The organism is Mesorhizobium sp. 01N446 (assembly GCF_056399285.1).
On the sequence record NZ_JBFTRA010000002.1, the window covers coordinates 358,013 to 380,929 of the forward strand.

Sequence of the window (22,917 nt, forward strand, 5' to 3'; positions counted from 1 at the left end):
GACCGGACCTTAATGCTTTTGGCTGCTGCGCTTATGGTGGTGGCAATGTCTATTGGGCCGAGGCCATTGGCTCTGATCCCTATCTCGATAGCATTGGTCCTCGTGATATGCGCTCTGCACCAAATCGTTCGCATTGAGATAGGGTGGTTCAAGTTCGGCTCTTACGGCAAAGAGTCCTGACCGCCCTCCCCCACCAAGAAGGAGCCTAGGAATGGAAGACGTGCCAGACGACATCCAGTACGCCGCCGGTCGGGTAGTGGCCGATATGTCCGACGATATGTGCATGACGCTGCAATTTGTGGAGAAGATGGCCAAGCCGATCGCGGCAGCAATCTATGCCGAGCGTGAGCGGTGCGCCAAGCTATGTGAAGGCGACTTTGACAGCGAGATGCGGGCTTATGGCAACGCTTTCGCTGAAATGATACGAGCCGACGCCTCTCCCTCTACCAGAGGGGAATGAACGATGACGAAGCGCGATGTTGTTGAGGCTATGGTTATCGGCCTAGTCGGCGCGGTGATCACCGGCGTCGGACTTTGGCTTGTGCTTGATGCGTATACGCGCATTGCCTACGCTTCGCTTGGGATACAGTATCCTTAAATAGCGCAGGGCTATGGAGCGGGGAAGTGAGGCGTCCCGGCCATTGATGCGCGCAAGTGGCGCAGTGCATGGTTATTCCGGCGCACCGCCTCACTGATTTTTATAGCGCAACCGCGCCGAAAATGCTAGTCTTTTCAGATGAATGAGCAACAAATCAACCGCTTCGATCTGATCACGCGAGGGCGCCGGGATGGCGCACTCCGAGATCGGAGAGAACATGGAAGCGAAAAAGGAAAGACGGCGGCGCGATCTTCAGCGCATGAAGGTCAGGGCCGCGCGGATCGGTAAGCGTAACGGCGGCAACTGGAGCAAGCTCTACAATCACCTAGCCCATTGCTCGCGCGCCTGTTGCGGCAATCCACGCCGCAGCTTTTGGTATTCAGCGGAAGAGCAAATGACGATGCAGGAGCGCCGGTTTTACGCCGAGGAGATCAGCGCTTCACCTCAAACCTAAGAGTTGAAACGAACTGCATAGCAGCCTCTAGCACCTCAACATAGCTGACATCGCCTATCTTAACGCCGTCGAAAAAAAGTTGGCGCACGGGTGTCCTTCCATCTTCAGCGAGAGTGACCTTGATGGCCATCTTGGGTGGCATCATGAGTAGCGCTCCGCCAGTTCTAGCATCGAAACGAACTGATCGCTCTCCACTCGCCCGCCACGCAGCCTCAGCAGATGCACCCCATAGGTTAGGCCTGTAGTAGCGCCATCGCAATATTTTGGCGTATATCCATGCGGCATGGCAGAGCCGAGGTTAGTGATGGTGATCGCATTGTTGATGCCGATCTTTGGAACCGTCACGTTGTTGTTGCGGTGGGTGTGCCCGAAGACGATGGAATGCGTGGCTTGGTTGCCGATGGTGTTTTCGGGGTAGCGCCCGCCGATCGGCTTCTGCATGATGCTCATGGGGACGTGTACAAAGCCAACGCCCTCGAAAAATAGCCAATGCCGGTATGGAGTGGTCCGCCAACGGTAGCGAGCAAAGAACTGCTGGACCTGAAGCGTTAGGGTGCCGGCGAGGTTAGGCGCCAGCTCCTCCAATCGGTCAACTCTGTTCTCATGATTGCCAAATACGACATCGTGCGGGATTTCCCCTGCCCCGATCTCGGAATGGTAGATGTCGAAAGCGTCTTGCCCTGCCTCGATCTCCTCAATGAAGGCTGGGCGCTTCATCTGACTAGCCGAGCCCGCCGCGCTGTGCATTTCGCAGGATTCGAAGTCGAAGCAGTCGCCTATCTGGAGAACGTTGTCAGGGCGCATCTCTGCCACGTAGCGGCCTATCCAGCGCATGTGTTCGAAGTCCATGCCTGGCTTAAGGTGCAGATCCCCGATCGCCACCATGCGCCTTACAGGAAGGTCTTTGGTGACGGAGAGATTGTAGGCACGGACCCGGACCCGAGGCTTGGTCTCCTCGATGCCCTCGATGTCGGGCGTGTAGTTGGTTTGGGCGGCTTCTGCGTCTTCCGCATCTATCTTGGACAGGTATCGGTCCATAGACTGGCGGGGGATTCCTAGCGACCCTGCGAGACCTCGCTTGTTTATTGACCCGTCAGGGCGTTTGAAATCTGGGATGTGCTGCCGAATGCGAAGCAGCAAATCTGGCGGCGTGGCGTTGACACCGTCCGCGTTCATGAGCGGCTCCGATCTGTTGGAGTATTCGGGTATTATGGGAGAGTGATTGCTGGCGTCTCTGCCGTCTTCGGCGGCTCACCGGTTACAGGTGGCGGGCCGTCATATTGAGCTCCACCTTCGCCGTCCAGTTTGACGTGCGGGCCTTGGCCTGTGCCTTGGGCGCCATCCATGGCTTGCTGAAGCGCATCACCTTGGGCAGCCGACCATGGGAGCCGGTAGAAGACAGGCGGGTTGCCGCCCTCTTTCAGGAGCACCCATATTCCCACGTTGGGAACGATGTCAGCGCCAACGACAGTATAGTCTCCGGCCGGCGGCTTGGTGAAGCGCGGTGTGCCAGTTGGCAGATAAATGCAGAAAGCTGCCACAACGACGCAGAATGGCAGGAGGATCGCGGCGAGCTTTCGACCAGTCATCCAGGCCATGACGCAAAGAATGCCGCACAGGCCAAGCCAGGCGCTTGCGATGATCATTCGTCACCCATCCACCAGAGCCCGAACGCACTTGCGCCAACCATGACGACGACAATCCCGACAAAGCAGAGGGACATAAGCGCGAATTGGTTCATTTCGCGGACCTCAGTGGAGAAAACACCGTGTTCAGGCTGTCAGGGACGACCTTGCCGTCGATAAGCCGGAACTGAGCTATCGTGCGCTCCTGCTTCTGGTGGATGTCGAGCGTGGTTTCATAGATGAGCTTGAAGCCGTCAGCGCCCCCGCCAAGCCGGATTTCGGCATGGACGGAGACGACCGGATCGGTGAGGGAGTAGCCGTGCGCGTTGAAAACATAGCGGCCATCGGGAAGCTGGCGGGCGAATTCGCATTCGAAGTGGGGAGCATTGTCGGTGCCGAGATCATCGCGGACCAGATCAATCGTCTTGCCGCTTTTCCGCGAGTATCCAGTTGCCTTGGGATCATCGGGCGACCCGCCCCAGAGGTCGATGTCATTGTGGTTGGATGACCAATAGATGCACACCATGAGCGAGCCAGGTGGCTTGACGCTATCGGCCGGGTTGGACTTGACCGGCGGGTTGATGCTCAGGAGGACAAAGAACACCGTGGAGAGCAGGAGGCTCACCAGCGAAAGCAGCAGATCGACATGACCGAACAGCCACTTGAATGGACCGCCCATCTACATGGCTTCCAGTTCGAGTAGGCGCATCTCTGTATAGAGCATAGTGGCGTTGAAAGTTGTCCACAGCGACAGGGACGCGCCGATAATGGTCGAGCCAAACGTCATGCTTGCGCCGGAAAGCACCTGGACGCCAAGCTTCTGGACGCCTTCAGCGGTAGCCAGGGATTGCACGTCGATACCATGGAACCCCGCTTTGATGCCAATGGCGTTCCCGATGATGCTAAGGATGAAGAGCGAGCCGGAGAAGATCAGCAGATGTTCCGCCCGGATGATCATCGCGCGGATACTCTTAAGCCGCCCATTGGCCGTGTAATCCGGCTTGTCGCGGATTGCCTCAACTTTGAAGGCAATGCGAAATGTCGAGATCAGGCCGATCAGGAACAGTCCGGCCATAATCTCGGCCATGTGGGCGATGTCGCCTTCAGTGACGCGGGCGATATATCCCAGCCATGCAGCCCAGATGACGAGGCAGATGCCGGCGACGTTTGCGACGAAAAGTCGGTAAGGAAGGGTCATCGTTACGCCCTTCCGAGCAAGCGGCAGATCGCGGTGCTTGGGACCATGTAGGAGTAGCCGAACGTGCCCCGGTCACTCACGGCGCCGGACACAAGGATGCCGACGATCTCTCCGTCATTGTCGAAGATCGGGCCACCAGAAACACCTGGAGCCGCCGTGGCATCCATAGTGACGAGTGAACGCCACAGGCCCTTGCCGTCCATGTTTTCGAGGCCAGTCTTTTCCAGGCTGGAGATGCGGCCCCATGAAGTCGCGAACTCAGTGTCGAGCGGATTACCGACAATGGTGATGTCTTCGCCAATGGTCGTTGCGGCGCAAGCCATGGGAGAGCCGGGCTCGTCCTTCAGAGCTTCGACATAGATAATCGATACGTCATAGGCATGGTTTGACCAGAGGACTTCGGCCGTTCCTGATTTGCCGGCGCGCGTCTTGACCGTCAGACTTGTCGCATCTTCGGTCACATGGCCGGCCGTAAGAAAGACACCGTGCCCGAGGCTAACGCCAGAACCGTGGCCGTCACCCTTCTCCTTGGTGATATCGATGCGAACGGTGGTGAATGGCTTTTCGATCAGTGCAGCGGGGGCAGCTTTAATAGGTTGAGGACCGGGCGCCGTGGCCCAGAACAGACAGGCCATAAAAACGATGGCGGCCACCCACACGATCGGACTTCTAAGAGCGTTCATGAAAGGAATCCTGCTGCATCTAGATGAAGTGCGATCGTTTGGCACACAAGGCCAATGAYGATGAGAGCGGACGCAATAACCATAACGCCAAGACACAGGATAGCAGGCAAATGCTCTTTCATCTCAGTCCACCTTTGTTTGAAAAGATGCCAAGCGCGCATTGATTTGCTTGTAAAAGTGTCGTACCGTTTCTGCTAAATAGCAAACGAAACGGTTGTTTTCCCCACGGAATATTAGTGGGTTGTGGATTATGACTTGTTGAAAAACGCCTGCGAGCCAATGACTAGCAGCCAGACAACCCCGGAGACGAGAGCAAGGATGATCGCCCCGCCGATTTTCGCGCTCGCTCCTTCGAATATGGTCCGCATCCGGCGAAGGAACATGAAGTCTGCTGAGGCGGCTACCTGGTTCATGTCGCCATCGAGGCGAAGACCGGCATCCTTGAGTTCAGCCCGGATCGCCGGGGCCATGGAGCGCTTTAGCGCCTCATCGATGATCGATACCAGCTCGGCCTTCTGGTGATCGGTGAAGCCTTTGGAGGCTGGTGCTCGATGCTTCGGCGGCGTCACGGCTTCCACCCGCAAAGCTTCTGGCCTTTTTCATTGTGAGCCAGGATTGCCGCGACTGAGGCGTCAGAGAGCGTTGAAACCTCCGCCTTCGTCGGTCGGATAGGATGTTCGACCTTGCAGAAGGAGCCGCCCGTGGTCGTGCAGCCGGCTATCGCCATCAGGGCAGCAAGCGTCAGGATTTTGACCATTGGCTGAGCCTTCCTCTGTTGTCTTCGGGGGCTCGGCCCGCCACAGCATCATCGATCTTGTTGGCTTCGGAGGTGGCGGCGGCATCAGCCGCAATCTGTTTTGCCCGCTCGGCGGCCTTGCCCTTGGCATAGGCTGTTATAAGGCCGGTGAGTGCTATGCCGCCCGCAAGGAGATAGGGCCATATCTGCCCGAGCATGGATACCAAGAGAGCGCCCATCCTACTTCTCCTCAGCCGGCGGTGGCGGTGCGACCATGCCGGCCGGGCCGTCACGAACTGCATTGATCACCAGTTTGAGCAGCGCCAGACCCCCGCTGATCTGCAATGCGGTATGGTCGGTCACGCCGAACATGGTCCAGTCGAAGCCGACGAGCGCACCGCCGCAGATGAGCGTTATCAGGACGTTGAGGAAGTTGTGGAAACTGTTGGAGTTGAACCACTTCATAGGTCTGCCCTTTCAGAACAGGTTCGAAACGAATGCGGTGATGTGGTGCCAGAAGGCCATGGCTGTGGCTGCGAAAGCGACGAGGAGTCCGGCGGCGGCCGCTGGCTTGTTAATGGTCTGCGGTGGCAACGGTTGCTGCTCGCGCACAACGCTCGCTGGCGGGGCCTTGCTGGCAGCCAGGAACTGCTTCTGCTCTGTCTTGCGCCGCCCTATGATCTCAGACGGCTTGTTCCACATCATGAACGCATCAGCGGCACCAGCCACATTGCCGGCGTTCAAGCGCTTGACGAGCGTGGATTGGGCAAAGGCGCCAGCGCCGATGTTGAGGGCCAGCGACACAAGCGCATCGAACTGGCCCTGAGAGAGCGGCACCGTCACTGCCTTGTTCACCGCCGCCTCAAATGTGGCTAGGTCGCGCGACAGGATCTCATCGGACTGCGCAGCGGTGATCGACATGCCGGCCTTGGGTGCAGGGGCCCCAGCAGCAGCGGTGTGACCTACGCCGATCGTCCAGATGCCCTTGGTGTCTCGATACGCCTTAAGCTTATTACCCTCACGCTGCGCTATGGCCGCGCGGCCGGCTGCACTAGTCTGCATGGAGAGTTTCCTTTCGGATGGTGATTGGATATATGGTCTGCCCGAATTGCTAAATGCGGCCGGCAAACAGGAGACGGGCTAACTTGAAATCAATTGCTCTGCTGACGACATGGCAGGAGGTCTGCGGCATCGCGCACTACTCTGCCTTCTTGAAGCGCGCCCTCGATCCCCATGTTGACATCACGGTCATCCCCACGCCGCGAGAGGTCATCTATGGCGCCAAGACCAGGCTGGAAATGCAGGCCGCCGACGCCCTGATAAGCGACATCGCTGGTCAGTTGAAAAACTTCGATGCCACATGCATCCAGTTCGAGCCGGGCCTATACGGCCGCGACAGTCGGAAGTCCGTACCACGAGTCAGGAAGATCATCGCCGCGTCCAATGACGTGGTTATGTCGTTCCATCACTTCCCGCGCTATGAGCTGTTGTCGTTGCCGGAAATCATTCGCCCCCTTCGCCCAAGGGCCGTTCTCCGCAATCTCGTTGGCAATACCCTGACAAAACGCCGCGAATCCCTATGGAACGGGCTGTGGCAGGCTTTGGACGCACACGCCGCCAAAGGCCACCGGGTGACGGTAATAGCTCACACGAAGACCGACGCCCGCTATCTCAAACTGAACATGCCGCGCGTCCAGGTTCTGGACAATCCGCTTTCCTACATGGACGACGACTTTATCGCGAGTATGCCAAAGCTCGCCGAGGCATCATCGCTTGCCGGCCTGACACCGATCCCTAAACCCGAGACGCGCTATATCGGGGTGTTCGGGTTCCTCGATTTCTACAAAGGCTTCGAGACCGCCATCATGGCGCTGAAGCATCTGCCCGCCGAATATGAACTGCTCATGTTCAGCGGCGTTCACGCTTCCTCGCTCGTCCCGAGCCAAGGCATTGCCCCCTATCTTCAGACGCTGCTCAAACTAGTTGAGAAGCGGAAGATGATGTCGCGGGTGCATTTTATAGGATCGGTCTCCGATAATGACATGTTGCTCGGGATGACGATGTGCGACGCTGTGGTCATCCCCTACATCAATTCACAGCATACCGGATCTGGCCCTGCATCCCAGGCAATCGAATTGTCACGGCCTACCTATGTTTCACGTAACCGGCAATTCGGCGAATTTGCCAAATACTACCCCGACAATTTCGAATTTTTCGACATCGGCAACCATCTGGAATTAGCGCAGAAAATACTGCGCCACCCTCCCGGTCGCGATGTTGAAGTCAATGGAATCCGCATGGTAGAGTACCCGCGCAAGCCAAGGCCAGTCACGATCAAAGACACAGTTGCCAATTATCTTAAGGGTTTTGGTGTGGAGCCAAAGGAAAGCGTATGAGCGTCAAAGCAGAATTTATCAACTGCCTGAACACCATCAGCCATGTCCGCGCCGGCTGGGATTATGACCTCCCGGCAGACCGGCGCACACAGGAAGACGACCTTGGGAAAGAAGCCCTTGACCGGTTGAGATCAATTTGGGTCGAGCATCCGGACCAGCATGACACCTTGCTTGCCGCCTATGCCTTTGTTGCCCCACTGGTATCAATGAGGGAGATCGAGGCTAACAGATTGCCTCAACCAGCGTCGGCAACACAGAGTATGTGACCACCAGCGTATGGTTGGGCCCTAGATGCACAGCGTGGTTGGACGATTGCAGCATGTTGGCGCCGTTCACAGTAACCAGAGAAACGGTGCCGGCATTGATATACACGGTGCGAGGATAGGGCTTGGTTGCGATCGTCGCGGGCGATGCCCCGACCGTGAGTGCCGCAGTGGCGAGCGTGTCGTTGTAGCCGTGGTTGTTGACCAGACGGTTCTTCGTCCCCGATGCGCTATAGGTAACAGGCGTCGTGCTGGTGAGGTTGTTCCCCTCCACGACCACCCCGTCAGTGGTTCCCGCCAGAACAAGGCCGGTGGTGTTGACGGCGTATAGACCGTGGGCGGCAAGGACATTGCCAATGATGCGGCCCTTGGCAACGTCGGTGAACGACACTCCGGTCGTATGACCGCCGATCTTGCAATTGAAGACGCCGATATTACCGACGCCCAGAGCTTCAACACCATTGCCCGTGCCGGTCATCAAGGCGTTCATCACATCGACTGAATTGACCGTACCGCCGCCCGCATTGGTGATCAGCACGTCTTGGCCAACCCCCTTGATCCATGGCGCGTCGATGACGACTTCGTTGACCTTTCCCGTTCCAGTCGGGGCAATGCGGACAGAGGGTCCGGAAGCATCATCATATTGCGTGTTGACGGACTTGAAGAGCCCGATCGCCTGCCCGTTGCCAGGCGCCATGTTGAGGTTGCTCGCTGCCCCGATGAACTGAGAATTGCTCACCATGCAATCCTGAACGTTCGTAATGTTCAGGTGCGCAAAAGGATGCGTGGCCCCACTCTGCCGGCAGATAACATTGTCGAGGATGAGCGCAAAGCCGTCGCTGACATCGATGCTGACGCCAGTTGCGTCGACCGTATCCAAAATATCAACATGGCTGAGGTTTGCCAAAGCTACATTTGGAATGGTGATCCCTCGGAAAGCCCCAACCATATTGACGCGGTGGATGTCGAGGGTCGAGGCATTCGTCGTGACCTTGATAAAAGAACCTGCCGAGCGTGTCACTGTGGCATCGATCCCGAGGTCAAGGACGTGTGCATTCGCACCGTCGAGCGAGATCACATCAAGCGTTGCCGATGTGGTCCTGATTTTCGATACAGCGCGACCGGCGCCCAAGAGAGCGACATTGGCTGGGATATTGCCGAGAGACGTGACGCGATAGATACCGACAGGGAAAAACACAAACCCGCCGCCAGCTGCCGACACAGCAGCAATAGCCGCAACAATCGCGGCGGTGTCGTTTGTCGAATTATCGCCAAGAGCACCAAAGTCCTTGACGCTCACAATATCCAGACCCTTAGCCCGCCATGTGCGCGTTACGGCACCTGTGCCGGCCTGAAGGAACCCTGCATAGGTCGGATCTGTGCCGGCGCCGTTGGCCTGAAGCAGATAGCCAGCGGTTGAAGCGGCGAGCCGCGTGTTCGTCGTGGCATTGCGGAAAATCAGATCGCCGCGTGTCGTGGTTGGAGAAAGGGCATCGAAGGCCGCTGCGGCTGTGGTTTGCCCGGTGCCGCCGTTTCCAATGCCAAGCGTACCCGTCACACCAGTCGAAAGTGGAAGACCCGTCAGGTTTGTTGCAGTTCCAGATGCAGGCGTTCCGAGAGCGCCGCCGACGAAATAGGCCGCTCCCGTGCCGACTTCATCAGACAACAGCGCCCTCAGGTTTGCAGATGACGGAGTGGCTACGAACGTGTCGAAGCCTGCCGCGCGGGTGATTGCGGCCCATGATGTCAGATTGGTGCTGAATGCCTGAACGTCAGTGCCGATTGCGAGGCCGAGATTGGTGCGCGCGCCCGCAGCGGTAGACGCGCCTGTACCGCCATCCACAACGGCAACATCGGTCCCACCCGGGACCACTGCCGCACAATTGATGAGGCCGCCGCCGCTCTCAGCACAGCCGGGGCAGCGGAGCCGGTGAAGCAGCTTGGCGGCGCTCCTGACGATCTGCACAACCTCATCAAGGTTGTCTTCGCCGACATGACGATCGAGCAAATGGGCGAGGTTTGCAGACAGGTCATCGCCCGGCGCATGTCGCCGCTCGCCTCCCCGCCTTCCGATACCGAGGAGAAGGCGTGATGGGCAAGCGATACGTCCAGCATTCCGATCTGTGCGGTTGCGAGCGCTGCGCAATCCAGGCAGATCGTGAAAATCCGCAGCCGGTTTTCGACGTGGTGGAAGACCCGAATATTCTCGATTGCGGTTGCTCCAAATGGCGCGGCTGTGACTGCGCCCTCTATGACGATTTCGGCGAGGATGACGGGCCATAATCCGCGCAATTCGTTGCTTCGATTTGCCGATTATGTTACTGTTTTTCAAAGGAAAAAGCAACCATGAGCGCAAAATTTGACCGCTGGATTGAGAAGCTAACCGTCGATGTCATTGAGGGCGAGTTCGGCTATGAGCCTGGCGAGTTTAACGTCATGCCTGCCAACTGGCATCCGCTTTACAGGCAAGGCTTGACGCCGCTTGAGGCATTCCAACGCGCACTCGCAGCGCATCGTCAGGAGCCGCCTAGCGACGCCCTGAAGAATGCCATGAAGCTTGTCTTAGCCACCGGTCTCGGAGAAACGCTCATGACCGGCGAAACCCCACCCGCCGCCAAGGGCGTGACAGACGAGATGGTCGAGGCTGGCGCAAAGGCATGCCGCAACATCACCTTCAACGCCTTGACCATGGATGAATGCCGCGATGCTGTTCGCGTCGCCCTCCTCGCAGCCCTATCGCTACCCGCTCCAGGGGAGGGAGAGGCGCCGCACCCGCTTGCAATCTACGCGGACAGCTACGCCATGATGTCGCGCATGGATGACGGCAAAGTGGATTGTCGCTCGGTCGAAGTGGACATTCGACAGAACATGATCCCGGTCACACAAGCCCTTTCCACCCCCTCATCTGGAGGACTGGCGGTGAAGGTCAAGCCGCTGCGGTGGGAGCAGCCTGATGGCGACGCGGCGACCGAGACATCCTCTTGGCTAGGCCACGGGACGGACCTCTGCCAGTACTATATCGGCTTTCAGGGTGGTTCGTGGTGGACTCCGTTCGACGGTGAAGACGGCGAGGAATATCCAACTATCGAAGCCGCCAAGGCCGCCGCTCAGTCTGAGTACGAAGCCCGCATCCTGAGCGCCCTCGACCGCACCACCCTTCCTACGGCGGAAGGAGAGAAGCCATGAGCGAGCGCAAGCCGATAGAAGCCCGCAAGGCCGCCGGATGGGCAATGTACAGCGCCTACGGTTGGATCTTCACAGATTCAGTCTGGAGCCGCCGTAGCGAGGTCGTGGCCTATGCCAACAACGACGCCGCTCCCGGCTGGAACTGGGCACAATACCGCAAGCGGGGCTTCTACATCGCCAAGGTCGATATCGTTCCCCGCCGCCCCAACCCTCCCTCAGAGGGGGAGACACGGTGACGAGGGCGCTGGCGCTGACCGAACGGCAGATCACGGTCCTGTGCCGGGGCGCGGCCAAGGCTGGCCATGTGGCGGAAGTCAAGATCGGCGAGGTCGTTGTGCGCCTTATCCCCAAGGACGATGCACAGCCTGAGCGGCGAATTGACCCCGGAGAGGATATCGAGCTTTGACCGAGGGCATGCCAAGAAAGCTGCCTCCATTCGTCACCCGTCAGCGCTCGCGCCACGGAAAGGTTGTTTTCTATTTCCGCAAGGACAAGGGAAAGCGCACCAGGCTGCCCGATCTGAATGCCCCGGACTTCGATGCCAAGTATCTGGCAGCGCTTACGGCCATAGAGCCGCCACGGAAGGCTCTGGCGGGCGCCGGCAGTCTCGCATGGCTCATCACCCGCTACAAGGACAGCGGTGCCTACGCGGCCCTCTCTGCGGCAACCAGACGGCAACGGGACAACATCCTGAAGGGCGTCGTCGCCAAGGCGGGCCATCATCCTTACAAATCCATCTCACGCAAGTCGATCGTCAATGGCCGGGAAGCGCGCGCCGCGACGCCGGCACAGGCGCGGAACTATCTCGACGCCATGCGCGGGTTGTTCCGCTGGGCGCTCGATGCTGAACTGGTCGCATCAGACCCGACCGAGACCGTGAAGAACCCAAAGCGCCAAGATGGTGACGGCTTCATTGCATGGTCAGAGGATGACGTGGACGCCTTTGAGGCGCGGTGGCCGGCGGGAACCAAGGAACGGGTCTGGCTGCACGTCCTGCTCTATACGGGTCTGCGCCGGGGCGATGCCGTCATGATCGGCAAGCAGCACATCCGCGACGGCGTGGCCACCATCCGAACAGAGAAGAGCAAGTTCAAGATGGAGGTCAGCATCCCGATCCTGCCGGTGCTGGCCAAGACGCTGGCGATTGGTCCCACCGGTGATCTGGCGCTGATTGTCGGGAGCAACGGCAAGCCGCTGACAAAGGAGAGCTTCGGGAACTATTTCCGCGTGGCCTGCAATGAGGCTGGGCTCAAGAGGCGATCGGCCCACGGCGTCAGAAAGATTGGCGCAACGCGCGCCGCCGAGGCCGGAGCGACTGATAAAGAGCTTGATGCGCTGTTCGGCTGGGAAGGCGGGATGATGTCCAAACTCTACACCCAGAAGGCCGAGCGCAAGCGTCTGGCAAGGCAGGCTTCGGAAAAAATAGAGAACGCTCAACGCCCCCACCCGATTTCCGATGGCCCCCACCCTGAAAAAATGGTAGGGTAATCAGTGCTTTACAACGGCTCAAAAGCCAAATGGTGCGGTCGAGAAGACTCGAACTTCCACGGGTTGCCCCACAGCGACCTCAACGCTGCGCGTCTACCAATTCCGCCACGACCGCACGTGGTAGGAGCCGGAACCGACCGGCTCGCGGCGTGTAGCAAATCGTTTCCGGCGAAACAAGTGCGCGATGAGCAATAATCTCAACCGATTGGCATATCGGTCCACAGGATCGCAATGAGCATGCGGAACTGGACGTTTGCACCCGATATCGCCATATGGTGTGCACAAGCGAAAAAACGAAAAACCATGACAGAACGCAGCCAGATCGCCACGTCGTTCCTGCCGCTCCCCGGTTCGGCACCCGTCGAGTGGCGCATCGAGCCTGGCCTCACCGCCTATCCCGATGCGCTGGCCTTCATGGAAGCCCGCGCCGAAGCGATCCGCAGCGGGGCCGCCGGCGAAATGGTCTGGCTGGTCGAACATCCCCCGCTCTACACCGCCGGCACCAGCGCCCGCATCGAGGACCTGATCGATCCCGATCGCTTTCCGGTCTTTGCCGCCGGGCGTGGCGGCGAATACACCTATCATGGCCCCGGCCAGCGGGTCGCCTATGTCATGCTCGACCTGAAACGCCGGCGCGAGGATGTCCGCGCTTTCGTTGCCGCGCTCGAACAGTGGATCATCGGCACGCTCGCCGCCTTCAACGTGCGCGGTGAGCGCCGCGAGGACCGGGTTGGCGTCTGGGTGGTGCGGCCCGATCGCCCTCGCCTGCCGGACGGTTCGCCGGCGGAGGACAAGATCGCAGCCATCGGCATCCGCCTGCGGCGCTGGGTGAGCTTTCACGGCATCGCCATCAATGTCGAGCCGGAACTAGAGCATTTCGGCGGCATCGTACCGTGCGGCGTGCAGGACCACGGCGTCACCAGCCTCGTCGACCTTGGCCTGCCCGTCGGCATGGCCGACCTCGACCTGGCGTTGAAATCAGCCTTCGAGGGGGTATTCGGTCCCGTGGCGGCTTTGCCCGCCGAGGCCGCCCGCAAGGCGGGCTGACCCTTTCGGGCCCAACCAGCTCAAAGCAATTGCGCCGACGCCCACAGAACGCCGCAGCCATGAATGCTGAACACCGCCAGCAGCGCGCCGGCGATGGCGAAGCGGTCAGCGGTCCGGATCGGCTCCAGCTCGTGGCGTGGCTTCACGCCGCTGCCGACAGTGAGCAGGCTGAGGATCGAAAAGACCGCTCCCGTCACGATTAGAAAGCCGGAGGAGAAGCCAGCCTGTCGGCCGAGTGCCAGGAAGACGGAAAGCAGGAAGAACGAGGCTAGTGCCAGCGCGACCGGCCCCGGGCAGATCTGGCGCAGCACCTGGCCGCCGTCAAACTTCCACACCGGCACCAGATTGGCGATGTTGAACAGGGCCGCACAGCCCGCCAGCGCCGCCAGCAGCGCGGCTGCGGCCTTGTGCCCCTCGCTGCCCGCAAACGTGCTCGCGGCAATCACGATCGGCACCAGGAAGGCGGAAAACCCCGCCCCCATCAGCGCCACGAAGGCCACTTCGAAACGGCTGTTATAGGGCCGGCCGCCAATGGCGATGCCGCCGAGCAGCGGGATGAAGATCATCCGCGCCTTGCTATGGCCCATCAGCCGGAAGGCCGCCATGTGGCCGAGCTCGTGCAGGGCGACAACCGACGTCAGGATCGCGGCCAGCGCCAGCCCACCGAGATGGAGGCCGAAGAACGGCCACAGGATCAGTGCCGACAGCACGGCAAAGCCGACCTGGCTCAGCGGGTGCTCGAACCAGCCGCCCTTGCGGTACTGCCCCGTCACCGCCCAGCGCTGCAGCTTGGACAGCTCGCGGCGCATGGCGAAGTAACGGAACACCAGAAAGGCAACGCCACGGTAGCGATCCGTCCGGCCGAGCGTCACGCGCGTGCCGCCGCCTTCGGAAGCCAGCTCTGCGGTTTCGCAATAATCTTTCCAGAACGAGGCATCGAGCGCGGTATCCTCGAGCACACGCATCGAGAAGCGGCTGCCCTCGACGACATCGTCAAACCGCGCCCGGCGCTCGATCGGCTTGCCGTCGCGGCCTTCCCACGACAGCATGATGCGCGACACACCCTCCCCGTCCAGCGGTTCGGCCGACAGGATCTCACCGGACCAGCCGGCGTCGCTGCCAAGCGGCCACAGCGCCTCCCAGAGGCGCTGGCGGTCCATCGCAATCACGCGGCTGACCCTGACCGTGCGCGAACCGAGCGGCATGGTCATCAAGAGAAAGATCAGCCCGAGATTGCTGGCCACCAGAATGGCCGTGACGATGGGCGACACCTGGATGTTGCTCCTTGCCTGAGAGACGCACCCTAGCGTCGCGGCGGCAAGAAAGGCTTAACGGGGAAGCGGGTTTCACCCGCCAGGAACGACGGCGGCGAGAGCCGCCAGATCACATGGCGCCGATCCAGATCGCCATGGAAATGAGGAAGGTGCTCATGCAAACCAGTGAGATGACATCCTGAACCAGATCGGTCATAACTCTCTCCTGTTGTTGATATGTTCGCAATTTGTTCTAATTTTGTTTCAAAGTCAACGCGCAGAATCCGGCCTCGCCCAGAATCTCCGGGCGATCAAATCGGCAGGGTTAAGGAAAGGTTGACGGCGCGGCGCCTATCAACAGGTCAGGAAGATGTCGGGCGGGCCATCTTCCCGCAGCGTACGGATGAGCCCTTTGTGGCTCCTTGCACTCAATCTTAGTCGAGACAATAGTGGTAAGCCGTACGACCACCGAGTGATGGATGTGGGGCAACACGAAGGCGCCAATCAAGCTGATCGCTGGCGAAAGCGCATGAGACAAGGCCGCCGGTGGCGCCTCTCCCGCAACGTTGTAACTTGGCTGATTATCCTGGTGATGATCGTGATCTCTTCCACCCTGATCGCACTGAATACTTACTGGCGGTTCTGAGGCAGAGTCGCACGTGTGATACTCGTAAGGCGAAACTCCGCGCCCTAAAGCGGCACAACCTTGCCGTCGGCCAGCGTGACGCGCCGGTCCATGCGCGATGCCAGCTCGTGATTGTGGGTGGCGATCAGTGCCGCGAGGCCCGATTGCTTGACCAGCGCGCCCAGCGCCTCGAAGACATAGGAGGCGGTGACCGGGTCGAGATTGCCGGTCGGCTCGTCGGCCAGCAACACCAGCGGGGCATTGGCCACTGCGCGGGCAATGGCGACGCGCTGCTGTTCGCCGCCGGAGAGTTCGGACGGCCGGTGCGAGGCGCGCTTGCCGATCTGCATGTAATCCAGCAGCTGCGCGGCGCGCTCGGCCGCTTCCTTGCGCGGCAGCCCCTTGATCAGCTGCGGCATCATGATGTTTTCCAGCGCGGAAAACTCCGGGAGCAGATGGTGAAACTGGTAGACGAAGCCGACATCGTTGCGGCGGATCGACGTGCGCTCGTCATCGGAGAGCCGCCCGCAGGCCCGGCCGGCCAGGATCACGTCGCCGGCGTCGGGGCGCTCCAGCAGGCCCGCTGTGTGTAGCAGCGTCGACTTGCCGGTGCCCGACGGCGCCACCAGCGCCACCATCTCGCCGCGCTTCAACGAGAAATCGGCGCCGTTCAGAATGGTGAGCTTGCGCGGCCCCTGGACATAGTGCCGCTCGACGCTCTTCAGCTCGATAATGACCTCGGCCACTACTCGTACCTCAAGGCTTCGACCGGATCGAGGCGAGCGGCCCGCCATGCCGGAAACACCGTTGCCAGGAAGGACAGCCCAAGCGCCATGATGATGACATAGGTCGTCTCGCGCGGATCCATCTTCGCCGGCAGCTGGCTGAGGAAATAGAGTTCCGGGTTGAACAGCACCTTGCCCGTCATCCAGGAGAAGAACTGGCGGATCGATTCGATGTTGGTGCAGATGACGACGCCGAGCAGCACGCCGGCGAGCGTGCCGGTGACGCCGATCGCTGCACCCGTCATCAGGAAGATGCGCAGGATGGCGCCGCGCGAGGCGCCCATGGTGCGCAGGATGGCGATGTCGTGCCCCTTGTCCTTCACCAGCATGATCAGTCCCGAAATGATGTTGAGCGCCGCCACCAGCACGATCAGCGTCAGGATCATGAACATGACGTTGCGCTCGACCTGCAGGGCGGAAAAGAAGGTCTCGTTGCGCTGGCGCCAGTCGACCATGTCGATGGGCCGCTGCGCCGCCTCTTCCACCTTCGGTTTCAGCGCGTCGACATTGTCGGGATTGTCGACGTAGATCTCGATCGTCTGCGCGCGGCCATCCATGTTGAAATACAGCTGCGCTTCGGAGAACGGCATGTAGACGATGGACGTATCATATTCCGACATGCCGACTTCGAAGATCGCCGCGATCTTGTAGCCTTTCATCCGCGGCGTCGTGCCGATCGGCGTCACGTCGCCATCGGGCGAGATGAGCGTGATGGTGTCGCCCAGCGTCAGGCCGAGATTCTCGGCCATGCGCTTGCCGATGGCGACGCCCTCGCCCGAATCGAAACCGGTGAGCGAACCCTGCTTGATGTTGTTGGCGACGATGGCGATCTTGCCGAGATCCTCGCCCCTGATACCGCGCACCAACGCGCCGGTGCCGCCGCCGACATTGCCTTGCGCCAGCACCTGGCCGTCGATCAGTGGAATGGCGTATTTGACGCCGGGCACGCCGTTGATTCGGCCGGCGACCTGGGCGTAGTCCTCAAGCGGCGAATCGAGCGGCTGCACGATCAGATGGCCGTTGACGCCGAGGATGCGCGTCAAAAGCTCGGCGCGGAACCCGTTCATCACGGCCATGACGACGATCAGCGTCGCCACCCCCAGCATGATGCCGAGGAAGGAGATGGAGGCGATGACCGAGATCACCGTCTCCTTGCGCCGCGAGCGCAAATAGCGCCAGGCAACCGTGCGCTCGAAGAAGGAGAACGGGCCGGCGCCCGCCGATCTTGCCGCCGCCGCCTCGCTCATGCGACGACACCGAAGCGATTTATCGCATCGGCGATAGGCAGCGTTTCGCGCTCGCCGGTCCTGCGATTCTTGATCTCCACCTCGCCGGCGGCCACGCCGCGCGGTCCGACGATTACCTGCCAGGGCAGGCCGATCAGGTCGGCGGTGGCGAACTTGCCGCCCGGCCGCTGGTCGCTGTCGTCGTAAAGCACATCCTTGCCGGCGGCGGTGAAGGCGGCATTCAGCTCTTCGCTGACGCGGTCGCAATCGGCGTCACCCACCTTCATGTTGATCAGGCCGATGTCGAACGGCGCCACGGCGTCGGGCCAGATGATGCCGTTCTCGTCATGGCTGGCTTCGATGATCGCCGCGACCAGGCGCGACGGGCCGATGCCGTAGGAGCCGCCGGAGACGAAGTGATCCTTGCCGTCGGGCCCGGTCACCTTGGCGCCCATGGGCTTGGAATATTTGTCGCCGAAATGGAAGATGTGGCCAACCTCGATGCCCCGAGCCGAGACCCGGTCGGCTTCGCCGAGTTTGTCCCACGCCACCTCATCATGCATCTCGTCGGTGGCGGCGTAGGGCGTCGTCCACGTCTTGACGATGTCTGATATCTCAGCGTCGTTGGCGAAGTCGGTGTTTTCCCCGGGCACCTGGAGCGACAGATACTCGCGGTCGCAATAGACCTGGCTCTCGCCGGTATCGGCCAGGATGATGAATTCGTGGCTGAGGTCGCCGCCGATCGGCCCAGTGTCGGCCCGCATCGGAATCGCTTGCAGGCCCATGCGCGTGAAGGTCCTGAGATAGGACACGAACATCCTGTTATAGGCAGCCCTCGCGCCCTCGAAATCGAGGTCGAAGGAATAGGCGTCCTTCATCAGGAATTCGCGTGAGCGCATGACGCCAAAGCGCGGCCGCACCTCGTCTCGGAACTTCCACTGGATGTGGTAGAGATTGAGCGGCAGATCCTTGTAGGACTTGACGTAAGCGCGGACGATTTCGGTGACCACTTCCTCATTGGTCGGACCGTAGAGCATGTCGCGGTCCTGCCGGTCCTTGATGCGCAGCATCTCCTTGCCGTAGTCGTCATAGCGGCCGCTTTCGCGCCACAGATCGGCCGACTGGATGGTCGGCATCAGGATTTCCAGCGCGCCGGCGCGGTTCTGCTCCTCGCGGATTATCTGGCAGACCTTGTCCAGCACCCGCTTGCCGAGTGGCAGCCAGGAAAAACTGCCCTGCCCCTGCTGGCGGATCATGCCGGCACGCAGCATCAGCCGATGCGAGACGATCTCGGCCTCGCGCGGATTTTCTTTCAGGATGGGCAGGAAATAGCGCGACAAACGCATGGACTGGTCCGTGAATGAGAACGGCCACGCCAGAATCGGCGCGACGCAGGCTTGCTTGCCCCGGCTTCATAGCCATTTCATGACGGAATGGAAACCCGGGCATGGTGGCACATCAGCGCGCTACGGCCCGGAATCCTCCGGTTTCCGGACCAGGCCGTGCTGGCATCGAGCGTGCCGAACCTCTTCGGTTTTGGCCGCCAATTCTTTGCGCGCGTCAATCCAGAACATGCCGCAAAGGCTCAGTCGAGCCTTGCTGGTCGTTTCCCAAGCAAAGCATGCCATACTATTGTGCAGTGCAGCACGAGAATGCCTGTTTCGAGGCAAAATTCTTCGTGACATTTTCATTCGGCTTAGGCTAGTGTGCCGCGATAACCGAGAGGGCGGAGAAAAATCTGCTCTCCTACGCGGTCAAAGTCTTGGGAGGATGCGATCTAGGCGCGGTTACTCGCTGCCGCCGGAAACCGGAAACAGATCGGACGCGTTTAATTGCAAGGCCTCGTGCCTTGCATTTTTTTTGTGCAATCATCTGGTTAGCGCGGCGTGCTGCCAACTCACATGACGTTGCGTCAGCAGGCATGCGGCTGCGCAGCACGGCAGCGTCTCACCCCCCGTCCGCAGCGTACCACTGCCGTAAGAGCAGTCTTGCCGGGCGGTCTATTTCGCCGGGGTCTGGCCGAAATCCGGCACGATATGTGGGATGTCGTTGAGGCTGTAGCCCAGCCCGTGCGTCAGCCCATAGAAAATGCCCATCAGGATCGCGGTGGCGATGGTGGTGCGGATCACCGCGCGAAGCATGTGCGGCCCGCGTGGCGCGCTTGGAACCGTGCCCAGCGTCACGTCATGATCGTCGTCCTGCGTCCTGACGCTGAACGGCAGCACGGCAAACAGCACCACCCACCAGGTCGCGAAAAACAGGGCGGTGAACGAAACCCAGCTCATGATTGCTCCAGTTCGATCAGCGTGCCGAAGAAATCCTTCGGATGCAGGAACAGCACCGGCTTGCCATGCGCGCCGGTCTTCGGATTGCCGTCGCCCAGCACGCGCGCGCCGGCGGCCTTGAGCTGGTCGCGTGCGACCAGGATGTCGTCGACCTCGTAGCAGAGATGATGCATGCCGCCCGACGGGTTCTTCGCCAGGAACGCGGCGATCGGCGAGCCCTCGCCCAGCGGTTCCAGCAATTCGATCTTGGTGTTGCCGACATTGACGAACACCACAGTGACACCGTGCTCCGGCAAAGCCTGCGGCTCCGTCACTTCGGCGCCAAGCGTGTTGCGATAGGCGGCAACGGCAGCAGCCAGATCCGGCACCGCCAGCGCGACATGGTTGAGGCGTCCAAGCATGGAATGCTCCGTATCAGGGCAGTATGGCAATAAGGCAGTACGGCAATGGGGAAAGACAGGGCTAGAAGTGAGCGCATTCCTACTGCCCTACTGCCCTACTGCCCTACTGCCCTACTGCCCTACTCCCTTATTCCCCTATTCGTCACCGCGTGACGAAGACAGTCACCAGCGGCTTCTTGCCCCAGGCTTCGTTGGCCGCGCCGCGCACCGCGCGCCGCACCGCTTCCTGCACCAGATCGAGGTCCTTGCGCCGCTGGCGCGGAATCGAATCGACCGCGCCGACGGCCGCATCGATCATCAAATCCTCCAGCGTCTCGCCGCTGGCATCGGCTTCCGCGACGCCGATGGCGACCAGGTCGGGATCGCCGGCCAGTTCGTATTTGTCGTCAAGCACGACATTGACCGCGACATGGCCGGCAAAGGAAAGCTTGCGCCGGTCGCGAATGCCCATCGCCTGGTCGGTGCCGATCAGATTGCCGTCCTTGTAGATGCGGCCGAACGGCACCTGGTCGATGATGGTGGCGGGGCCAGGAGCAAGCCTCAGCATGTCGCCGTCGCGCACCTGCGCCACCTGGCCGATGCCGGAGGTCGACATCAGCGAACCCTGCGCCACCAGATGCGCCGCCTCGCCATGCACGGGAACGCCGATCTGCGGGCGCACCCATTCATACATCTTGCGCAACTCGCTGCGGCGCGGGTGGCCGGAGACATGCACCAGCGCGTCGCCATCCTCGATGATCTTGATGCCGAGATCGATCAGGCGGTTCTTGATCTCGAGGATCGCCTTCTCGTTGCCGGGAATGGTGCGCGAGGAAAACACCACCGTGTCGCCCGCCGTCAGCGACACCGATTTCATCTCGTCGCGCGACAGTTTCGCCAGTGCCGCCAGCGGTTCGCCCTGGCTGCCGGTGCAGATGATGACCAGGTTTTCGCGCGGGATGAAGCCGAAATCCTCCTCGGCGATGAATTCCGGCAGGCCGTCCATGTAGCCAAGCTCGTCGGCGACGTCGATGACGCGCTTCAGCGAGCGGCCGAGCACCAGACACTGGCGGCCGGCATCGCGCGCCGCCCTGGCGATGGAGACGATGCGTCCGACATTGGAGGAGAAGGTGGTGACGGCGACCCGGCCCTTGGCGGCCTGGATGACGCCCTTGAGCCCTTCACCGACGGCAACTTCCGACGGCGATTCGCCTTCGCGCAGCGCATTGGTCGAATCGCAGATCAGCGCCAGCACGCCCTTGTCGCCATAGGCACGAAACCGCGCCTCGTCGGTCTTCGGCCCGATCGTCGGTTCCGGATCGATCTTCCAGTCGCCCGTATGGATGACGGTGCCTGCCGGCGTGGTGATGGCAAGCGACATCGGCTCGGGGATCGAATGCGCCACCGGAATGGCTTCGATCTCGAACGGGCCGACGGTGAACTTCTCGCCTGCCCGGTAGATCGTCAGCGGGATTTTCGGTGCCCCCTGCTCGCCCTGCCGCTTGGCTTCCAGCAGCCCGGCGCTGAACGGCGTCATCCACACCGGCGCCTTCAGCTTCGGCCAGGTGTCGAGCAGCGCGCCGTAATGGTCCTCATGCGCGTGGGTGATGATGATGCCGCGCAGATTGGCGAGGTTTTCCTCGATGAAGCGCGTGTCGGGCAGGATCAGGTCGACGCCCGGATGCGCCGCGTCGGGAAAGGTGACGCCGACATCGATGACGATCCATTCGCGCGCGCTCGGCGGGCCGTAGCCGTAGAGGGCGAAGTTCATGCCGATCTCGCCGACGCCGCCGAGCGGCACGAAGACGAGTTCAGCGTTTTCCGCTTTCGCCATGATTTTTCCCTTCCTGACCCTCAGGCCAGCCCATTATACCCGAGCCGACGCCACTGCGCCGAAATGCACGTCGCCTGCCGCGATCGTCAGGACAGTCCCCTCATCGTCGCGGATCACGAAACGGCAATCCTCGTCAATGGTTTCGAACACTCCACGCACCACATTACCGTCAATTCTGACGGCAACCTCGCCGCCGAGCCCCGCCGCGCGCGCCAGCCAGCGCCGCCTGACGGCGGCAAGGCCGCGGCCTTCATCCCACAGCCGGGCGTTCTCGCTCCAGGCATCCGACAGCGCCAGGAACAGCGTTTCGGCATCGCAAGTCGCGCCCAGAGCTTGCAGCGATGTCGCGGGATAAGGCAAATCGGGCGGATGCGCCACCACATTGACGCCGATGCCGACCGCCACCGCGAAACGGCCGCCCTCCAGTATCGCCGACTCCAGCAGGATGCCGGCGAGCTTGGCGCCGGAGGCCAGCACGTCGTTCGGCCATTTCAGCTCGAAACGGTTTTGTCCCTGGCTCGCCCCATCCAGCCCGACTGATATCCGGCCCTTCGGCACCACGGCATCCAGTGCGTCGGCAAGCGACAGGCCGGCAACGAAACCCAGCGTCGCGGAAAGGCGCAGTTCACCGCCGGTGATGACAAGCAAGGTCGCCGCGAGATTGCCTTCGGGCGACACCCAGGCGCGGCCGCGCCTGCCGCGTCCGCTTTCCTGCTTCTTGGAAACGACCCACAGCTTGCCCGGGTCACCTGCCCTTGCATGGTCGAGCGCCACCGTATTGGTGGAGCCGACGCTGTCATGGGCCTCGAGCCGGAACCCTTCCGACGCCGAGGTTGGGGCCAGCCGAAATGCCAT

The 22,917-nt window shown here is 60.9% G+C and carries 30 protein-coding genes and 1 tRNA gene; 11 read left to right on the forward strand and 20 right to left on the reverse strand.

Annotated elements, in window-relative coordinates; genetic code table 11:
- Window positions 1-211: 211 nt before the first annotated feature.
- The 3 genes from AC1DPX_RS10040 to AC1DPX_RS10050 all read left to right on the forward strand — a co-directional run bounded on the left by AC1DPX_RS10040 (window position 212) and on the right by AC1DPX_RS10050 (window position 1,052).
- Window positions 212-460 (forward strand): hypothetical protein, encoded by a 249-nt coding sequence (locus AC1DPX_RS10040; RefSeq protein WP_477236274.1) that lies wholly within the window; start codon window positions 212-214, stop codon window positions 458-460.
- A 3-nt stretch (window positions 461-463) separates the two neighbouring features.
- Window positions 464-598: a hypothetical protein gene (locus AC1DPX_RS10045; protein WP_477236276.1), complete on the forward strand. Its 135-nt coding sequence runs from the start codon at window positions 464-466 to the stop codon at window positions 596-598.
- Window positions 599-815: 217 nt separating this feature from the next.
- The gene (locus AC1DPX_RS10050; protein ID WP_477236278.1) at window positions 816-1,052 is read left to right on the forward strand and encodes a hypothetical protein; all 237 of its coding nucleotides are present in this window, start codon (window positions 816-818) and stop codon (window positions 1,050-1,052) included.
- Window positions 1,053-1,193: 141 nt separating this feature from the next.
- Here the strand turns inward: AC1DPX_RS10050 and AC1DPX_RS10055 are convergent, their stop codons facing one another.
- The 10 genes from AC1DPX_RS10055 to AC1DPX_RS10100 all read right to left on the reverse strand — a co-directional run bounded on the left by AC1DPX_RS10055 (window position 1,194) and on the right by AC1DPX_RS10100 (window position 6,356).
- Entirely contained in the window at window positions 1,194-2,228 is a 1,035-nt protein-coding gene (locus AC1DPX_RS10055) for a hypothetical protein (RefSeq protein WP_477236280.1), read from the reverse strand.
- Between the two features lie 32 nt (window positions 2,229-2,260).
- Complete coding sequence (locus AC1DPX_RS10060) at window positions 2,261-2,698, reverse strand: hypothetical protein (protein WP_477236282.1); 438 nt, start codon at window positions 2,696-2,698, stop codon at window positions 2,261-2,263.
- A 91-nt stretch (window positions 2,699-2,789) separates the two neighbouring features.
- Complete coding sequence (locus AC1DPX_RS10065; RefSeq protein WP_477236284.1) at window positions 2,790-3,356, reverse strand: hypothetical protein; 567 nt, start codon at window positions 3,354-3,356, stop codon at window positions 2,790-2,792.
- Window positions 3,357-3,875, reverse strand: a complete 519-nt coding sequence (locus AC1DPX_RS10070) for a hypothetical protein (protein ID WP_477236286.1) — start codon at window positions 3,873-3,875, stop codon at window positions 3,357-3,359.
- 2 nt (window positions 3,876-3,877) lie between these two features.
- Window positions 3,878-4,558, reverse strand: coding sequence for a trypsin-like peptidase domain-containing protein (locus tag AC1DPX_RS10075; RefSeq protein WP_477236288.1), 681 nt, complete (start codon window positions 4,556-4,558; stop codon window positions 3,878-3,880).
- Window positions 4,559-4,806: 248 nt separating this feature from the next.
- Entirely contained in the window at window positions 4,807-5,136 is a 330-nt protein-coding gene (locus AC1DPX_RS10080) for a hypothetical protein (protein WP_477236290.1), read from the reverse strand.
- A complete protein-coding gene (locus tag AC1DPX_RS10085) occupies window positions 5,124-5,315 on the reverse strand; it encodes a hypothetical protein (protein WP_477236292.1) in 192 nt (63 codons plus the stop codon). Before AC1DPX_RS10085 ends, AC1DPX_RS10080 begins: the two co-directional genes overlap by 13 nt.
- Window positions 5,300-5,533, reverse strand: coding sequence for a hypothetical protein (locus AC1DPX_RS10090; protein WP_477236294.1), 234 nt, complete (start codon window positions 5,531-5,533; stop codon window positions 5,300-5,302). The genes AC1DPX_RS10085 and AC1DPX_RS10090 overlap by 16 nt, the downstream gene beginning before the upstream one ends.
- Before the next feature lies 1 nt (window position 5,534).
- Entirely contained in the window at window positions 5,535-5,759 is a 225-nt protein-coding gene (locus AC1DPX_RS10095) for a hypothetical protein (RefSeq protein ID WP_477236296.1), read from the reverse strand.
- Between the two features lie 12 nt (window positions 5,760-5,771).
- Window positions 5,772-6,356, reverse strand: a complete 585-nt coding sequence (locus tag AC1DPX_RS10100) for a lysozyme (RefSeq protein ID WP_477236298.1) — start codon at window positions 6,354-6,356, stop codon at window positions 5,772-5,774.
- Between the two features lie 83 nt (window positions 6,357-6,439).
- Here AC1DPX_RS10100 and AC1DPX_RS10105 point away from each other — a divergent pair, with 83 nt between their 5' ends.
- Both AC1DPX_RS10105 and AC1DPX_RS10110 read left to right on the forward strand, forming a co-directional pair.
- Window positions 6,440-7,690 (forward strand): glycosyltransferase family protein, encoded by a 1,251-nt coding sequence (locus AC1DPX_RS10105; protein ID WP_477236300.1) that lies wholly within the window; start codon window positions 6,440-6,442, stop codon window positions 7,688-7,690.
- Entirely contained in the window at window positions 7,687-7,956 is a 270-nt protein-coding gene (locus AC1DPX_RS10110) for a hypothetical protein (protein WP_477236302.1), read from the forward strand. The genes AC1DPX_RS10105 and AC1DPX_RS10110 overlap by 4 nt, the downstream gene beginning before the upstream one ends.
- Here the strand turns inward: AC1DPX_RS10110 and AC1DPX_RS10115 are convergent.
- The gene (locus AC1DPX_RS10115; protein ID WP_477236304.1) at window positions 7,913-9,961 is read right to left on the reverse strand and encodes a beta strand repeat-containing protein; all 2,049 of its coding nucleotides are present in this window, start codon (window positions 9,959-9,961) and stop codon (window positions 7,913-7,915) included. The two genes, AC1DPX_RS10110 and AC1DPX_RS10115, sit on opposite strands and share 44 nt — an antisense overlap.
- A gap of 83 nt (window positions 9,962-10,044) precedes the next feature.
- Between AC1DPX_RS10115 and AC1DPX_RS10120 the strand changes: the two genes are divergently transcribed.
- The 5 genes from AC1DPX_RS10120 to AC1DPX_RS10140 all read left to right on the forward strand — a co-directional run bounded on the left by AC1DPX_RS10120 (window position 10,045) and on the right by AC1DPX_RS10140 (window position 12,627).
- On the forward strand, window positions 10,045-10,236 hold the full coding sequence (locus AC1DPX_RS10120) for a hypothetical protein (protein WP_477236306.1): 192 nt from the start codon (window positions 10,045-10,047) through the stop codon (window positions 10,234-10,236).
- Between the two features lie 63 nt (window positions 10,237-10,299).
- Entirely contained in the window at window positions 10,300-11,139 is an 840-nt protein-coding gene (locus AC1DPX_RS10125; protein ID WP_477236308.1) for a hypothetical protein, read from the forward strand.
- Window positions 11,136-11,375, forward strand: a complete 240-nt coding sequence (locus AC1DPX_RS10130; RefSeq protein WP_477236310.1) for a hypothetical protein — start codon at window positions 11,136-11,138, stop codon at window positions 11,373-11,375. The genes AC1DPX_RS10125 and AC1DPX_RS10130 overlap by 4 nt, the downstream gene beginning before the upstream one ends.
- Window positions 11,372-11,545 carry a hypothetical protein gene (locus tag AC1DPX_RS10135; protein WP_477236312.1) on the forward strand — a complete coding sequence of 58 codons (174 nt, stop codon included), beginning with the start codon at window positions 11,372-11,374 and terminating at the stop codon, window positions 11,543-11,545. Before AC1DPX_RS10130 ends, AC1DPX_RS10135 begins: the two co-directional genes overlap by 4 nt.
- A complete protein-coding gene (locus AC1DPX_RS10140) occupies window positions 11,542-12,627 on the forward strand; it encodes a tyrosine-type recombinase/integrase (RefSeq protein WP_477236315.1) in 1,086 nt (361 codons plus the stop codon). The genes AC1DPX_RS10135 and AC1DPX_RS10140 overlap by 4 nt, the downstream gene beginning before the upstream one ends.
- A 30-nt stretch (window positions 12,628-12,657) precedes the next feature.
- Here AC1DPX_RS10140 and AC1DPX_RS10145 read toward each other — a convergent pair.
- A tRNA-Leu gene (locus AC1DPX_RS10145) sits at window positions 12,658-12,742 on the reverse strand.
- Window positions 12,743-12,930: 188 nt separating this feature from the next.
- Between AC1DPX_RS10145 and lipB the strand changes: the two genes are divergently transcribed.
- Window positions 12,931-13,674 (forward strand): lipoyl(octanoyl) transferase LipB, encoded by a 744-nt coding sequence (gene lipB / locus AC1DPX_RS10150; protein WP_202359201.1) that lies wholly within the window; start codon window positions 12,931-12,933, stop codon window positions 13,672-13,674.
- A gap of 20 nt (window positions 13,675-13,694) precedes the next feature.
- On the opposite strand, the gene AC1DPX_RS10155 is transcribed toward lipB, so the two are convergent.
- The 8 genes from AC1DPX_RS10155 to AC1DPX_RS10190 all read right to left on the reverse strand — a co-directional run bounded on the left by AC1DPX_RS10155 (window position 13,695) and on the right by AC1DPX_RS10190 (window position 22,917).
- The gene (locus tag AC1DPX_RS10155; protein ID WP_477236317.1) at window positions 13,695-14,945 is read right to left on the reverse strand and encodes a site-2 protease family protein; all 1,251 of its coding nucleotides are present in this window, start codon (window positions 14,943-14,945) and stop codon (window positions 13,695-13,697) included.
- 672 nt (window positions 14,946-15,617) lie between these two features.
- Window positions 15,618-16,346, reverse strand: a complete 729-nt coding sequence (locus AC1DPX_RS10160) for an ABC transporter ATP-binding protein (protein ID WP_477236319.1) — start codon at window positions 16,344-16,346, stop codon at window positions 15,618-15,620.
- Window positions 16,298-17,584, reverse strand: coding sequence for a lipoprotein-releasing ABC transporter permease subunit (locus AC1DPX_RS10165; protein WP_202359199.1), 1,287 nt, complete (start codon window positions 17,582-17,584; stop codon window positions 16,298-16,300). The genes AC1DPX_RS10160 and AC1DPX_RS10165 overlap by 49 nt, the downstream gene beginning before the upstream one ends.
- Window positions 17,581-18,909, reverse strand: coding sequence for a proline--tRNA ligase (gene proS, locus AC1DPX_RS10170; protein WP_477236321.1), 1,329 nt, complete (start codon window positions 18,907-18,909; stop codon window positions 17,581-17,583). Before proS ends, AC1DPX_RS10165 begins: the two co-directional genes overlap by 4 nt.
- Before the next feature lie 654 nt (window positions 18,910-19,563).
- The gene (locus AC1DPX_RS10175; RefSeq protein ID WP_010910093.1) at window positions 19,564-19,848 is read right to left on the reverse strand and encodes a DUF1467 family protein; all 285 of its coding nucleotides are present in this window, start codon (window positions 19,846-19,848) and stop codon (window positions 19,564-19,566) included.
- Window positions 19,845-20,249: a methylmalonyl-CoA epimerase gene (gene mce / locus AC1DPX_RS10180; RefSeq protein ID WP_202359197.1), complete on the reverse strand. Its 405-nt coding sequence runs from the start codon at window positions 20,247-20,249 to the stop codon at window positions 19,845-19,847. The genes AC1DPX_RS10175 and mce overlap by 4 nt, the downstream gene beginning before the upstream one ends.
- Before the next feature lie 142 nt (window positions 20,250-20,391).
- The gene (locus AC1DPX_RS10185) at window positions 20,392-22,062 is read right to left on the reverse strand and encodes a ribonuclease J (protein WP_477236323.1); all 1,671 of its coding nucleotides are present in this window, start codon (window positions 22,060-22,062) and stop codon (window positions 20,392-20,394) included.
- 33 nt (window positions 22,063-22,095) lie between these two features.
- Window positions 22,096-22,917 (reverse strand): biotin--[acetyl-CoA-carboxylase] ligase, encoded by an 822-nt coding sequence (locus AC1DPX_RS10190; protein ID WP_202359195.1) that lies wholly within the window; start codon window positions 22,915-22,917, stop codon window positions 22,096-22,098.

What these genes read in the sequence shown, in the direction of transcription:
- AC1DPX_RS10040 (WP_477236274.1), top strand. Translation starts at nt 212, where the DNA reads ATGGAAGACGTGCCAGACGACATCCAGTACGCCGCCGGTCGGGTAGTG.
- AC1DPX_RS10045 (WP_477236276.1), top strand. Translation starts at nt 464, where the DNA reads ATGACGAAGCGCGATGTTGTTGAGGCTATGGTTATCGGCCTAGTCGGC.
- AC1DPX_RS10050 (WP_477236278.1), top strand. Translation starts at nt 816, where the DNA reads ATGGAAGCGAAAAAGGAAAGACGGCGGCGCGATCTTCAGCGCATGAAG.
- AC1DPX_RS10055 (WP_477236280.1), bottom strand. Translation starts at nt 2,228, where the DNA reads ATGAACGCGGACGGTGTCAACGCCACGCCGCCAGATTTGCTGCTTCGC.
- AC1DPX_RS10060 (WP_477236282.1), bottom strand. Translation starts at nt 2,698, where the DNA reads ATGATCATCGCAAGCGCCTGGCTTGGCCTGTGCGGCATTCTTTGCGTC.
- AC1DPX_RS10065 (WP_477236284.1), bottom strand. Translation starts at nt 3,356, where the DNA reads ATGGGCGGTCCATTCAAGTGGCTGTTCGGTCATGTCGATCTGCTGCTT.
- AC1DPX_RS10070 (WP_477236286.1), bottom strand. Translation starts at nt 3,875, where the DNA reads ATGACCCTTCCTTACCGACTTTTCGTCGCAAACGTCGCCGGCATCTGC.
- AC1DPX_RS10075 (WP_477236288.1), bottom strand. Translation starts at nt 4,558, where the DNA reads ATGAACGCTCTTAGAAGTCCGATCGTGTGGGTGGCCGCCATCGTTTTT.
- AC1DPX_RS10085 (WP_477236292.1), bottom strand. Translation starts at nt 5,315, where the DNA reads ATGGTCAAAATCCTGACGCTTGCTGCCCTGATGGCGATAGCCGGCTGC.
- AC1DPX_RS10090 (WP_477236294.1), bottom strand. Translation starts at nt 5,533, where the DNA reads ATGGGCGCTCTCTTGGTATCCATGCTCGGGCAGATATGGCCCTATCTC.
- AC1DPX_RS10095 (WP_477236296.1), bottom strand. Translation starts at nt 5,759, where the DNA reads ATGAAGTGGTTCAACTCCAACAGTTTCCACAACTTCCTCAACGTCCTG.
- AC1DPX_RS10100 (WP_477236298.1), bottom strand. Translation starts at nt 6,356, where the DNA reads ATGCAGACTAGTGCAGCCGGCCGCGCGGCCATAGCGCAGCGTGAGGGT.
- AC1DPX_RS10110 (WP_477236302.1), top strand. Translation starts at nt 7,687, where the DNA reads ATGAGCGTCAAAGCAGAATTTATCAACTGCCTGAACACCATCAGCCAT.
- AC1DPX_RS10120 (WP_477236306.1), top strand. Translation starts at nt 10,045, where the DNA reads ATGGGCAAGCGATACGTCCAGCATTCCGATCTGTGCGGTTGCGAGCGC.
- AC1DPX_RS10125 (WP_477236308.1), top strand. Translation starts at nt 10,300, where the DNA reads ATGAGCGCAAAATTTGACCGCTGGATTGAGAAGCTAACCGTCGATGTC.
- AC1DPX_RS10130 (WP_477236310.1), top strand. Translation starts at nt 11,136, where the DNA reads ATGAGCGAGCGCAAGCCGATAGAAGCCCGCAAGGCCGCCGGATGGGCA.
- lipB (WP_202359201.1), top strand. Translation starts at nt 12,931, where the DNA reads ATGACAGAACGCAGCCAGATCGCCACGTCGTTCCTGCCGCTCCCCGGT.
- AC1DPX_RS10160 (WP_477236319.1), bottom strand. Translation starts at nt 16,346, where the DNA reads ATGGCGGGCCGCTCGCCTCGATCCGGTCGAAGCCTTGAGGTACGAGTA.
- AC1DPX_RS10165 (WP_202359199.1), bottom strand. Translation starts at nt 17,584, where the DNA reads ATGAGCGAGGCGGCGGCGGCAAGATCGGCGGGCGCCGGCCCGTTCTCC.
- proS (WP_477236321.1), bottom strand. Translation starts at nt 18,909, where the DNA reads ATGCGTTTGTCGCGCTATTTCCTGCCCATCCTGAAAGAAAATCCGCGC.
- AC1DPX_RS10175 (WP_010910093.1), bottom strand. Translation starts at nt 19,848, where the DNA reads ATGAGCTGGGTTTCGTTCACCGCCCTGTTTTTCGCGACCTGGTGGGTG.
- mce (WP_202359197.1), bottom strand. Translation starts at nt 20,249, where the DNA reads ATGCTTGGACGCCTCAACCATGTCGCGCTGGCGGTGCCGGATCTGGCT.
- AC1DPX_RS10185 (WP_477236323.1), bottom strand. Translation starts at nt 22,062, where the DNA reads ATGGCGAAAGCGGAAAACGCTGAACTCGTCTTCGTGCCGCTCGGCGGC.
- AC1DPX_RS10190 (WP_202359195.1), bottom strand. Translation starts at nt 22,917, where the DNA reads ATGGCATTTCGGCTGGCCCCAACCTCGGCGTCGGAAGGGTTCCGGCTC.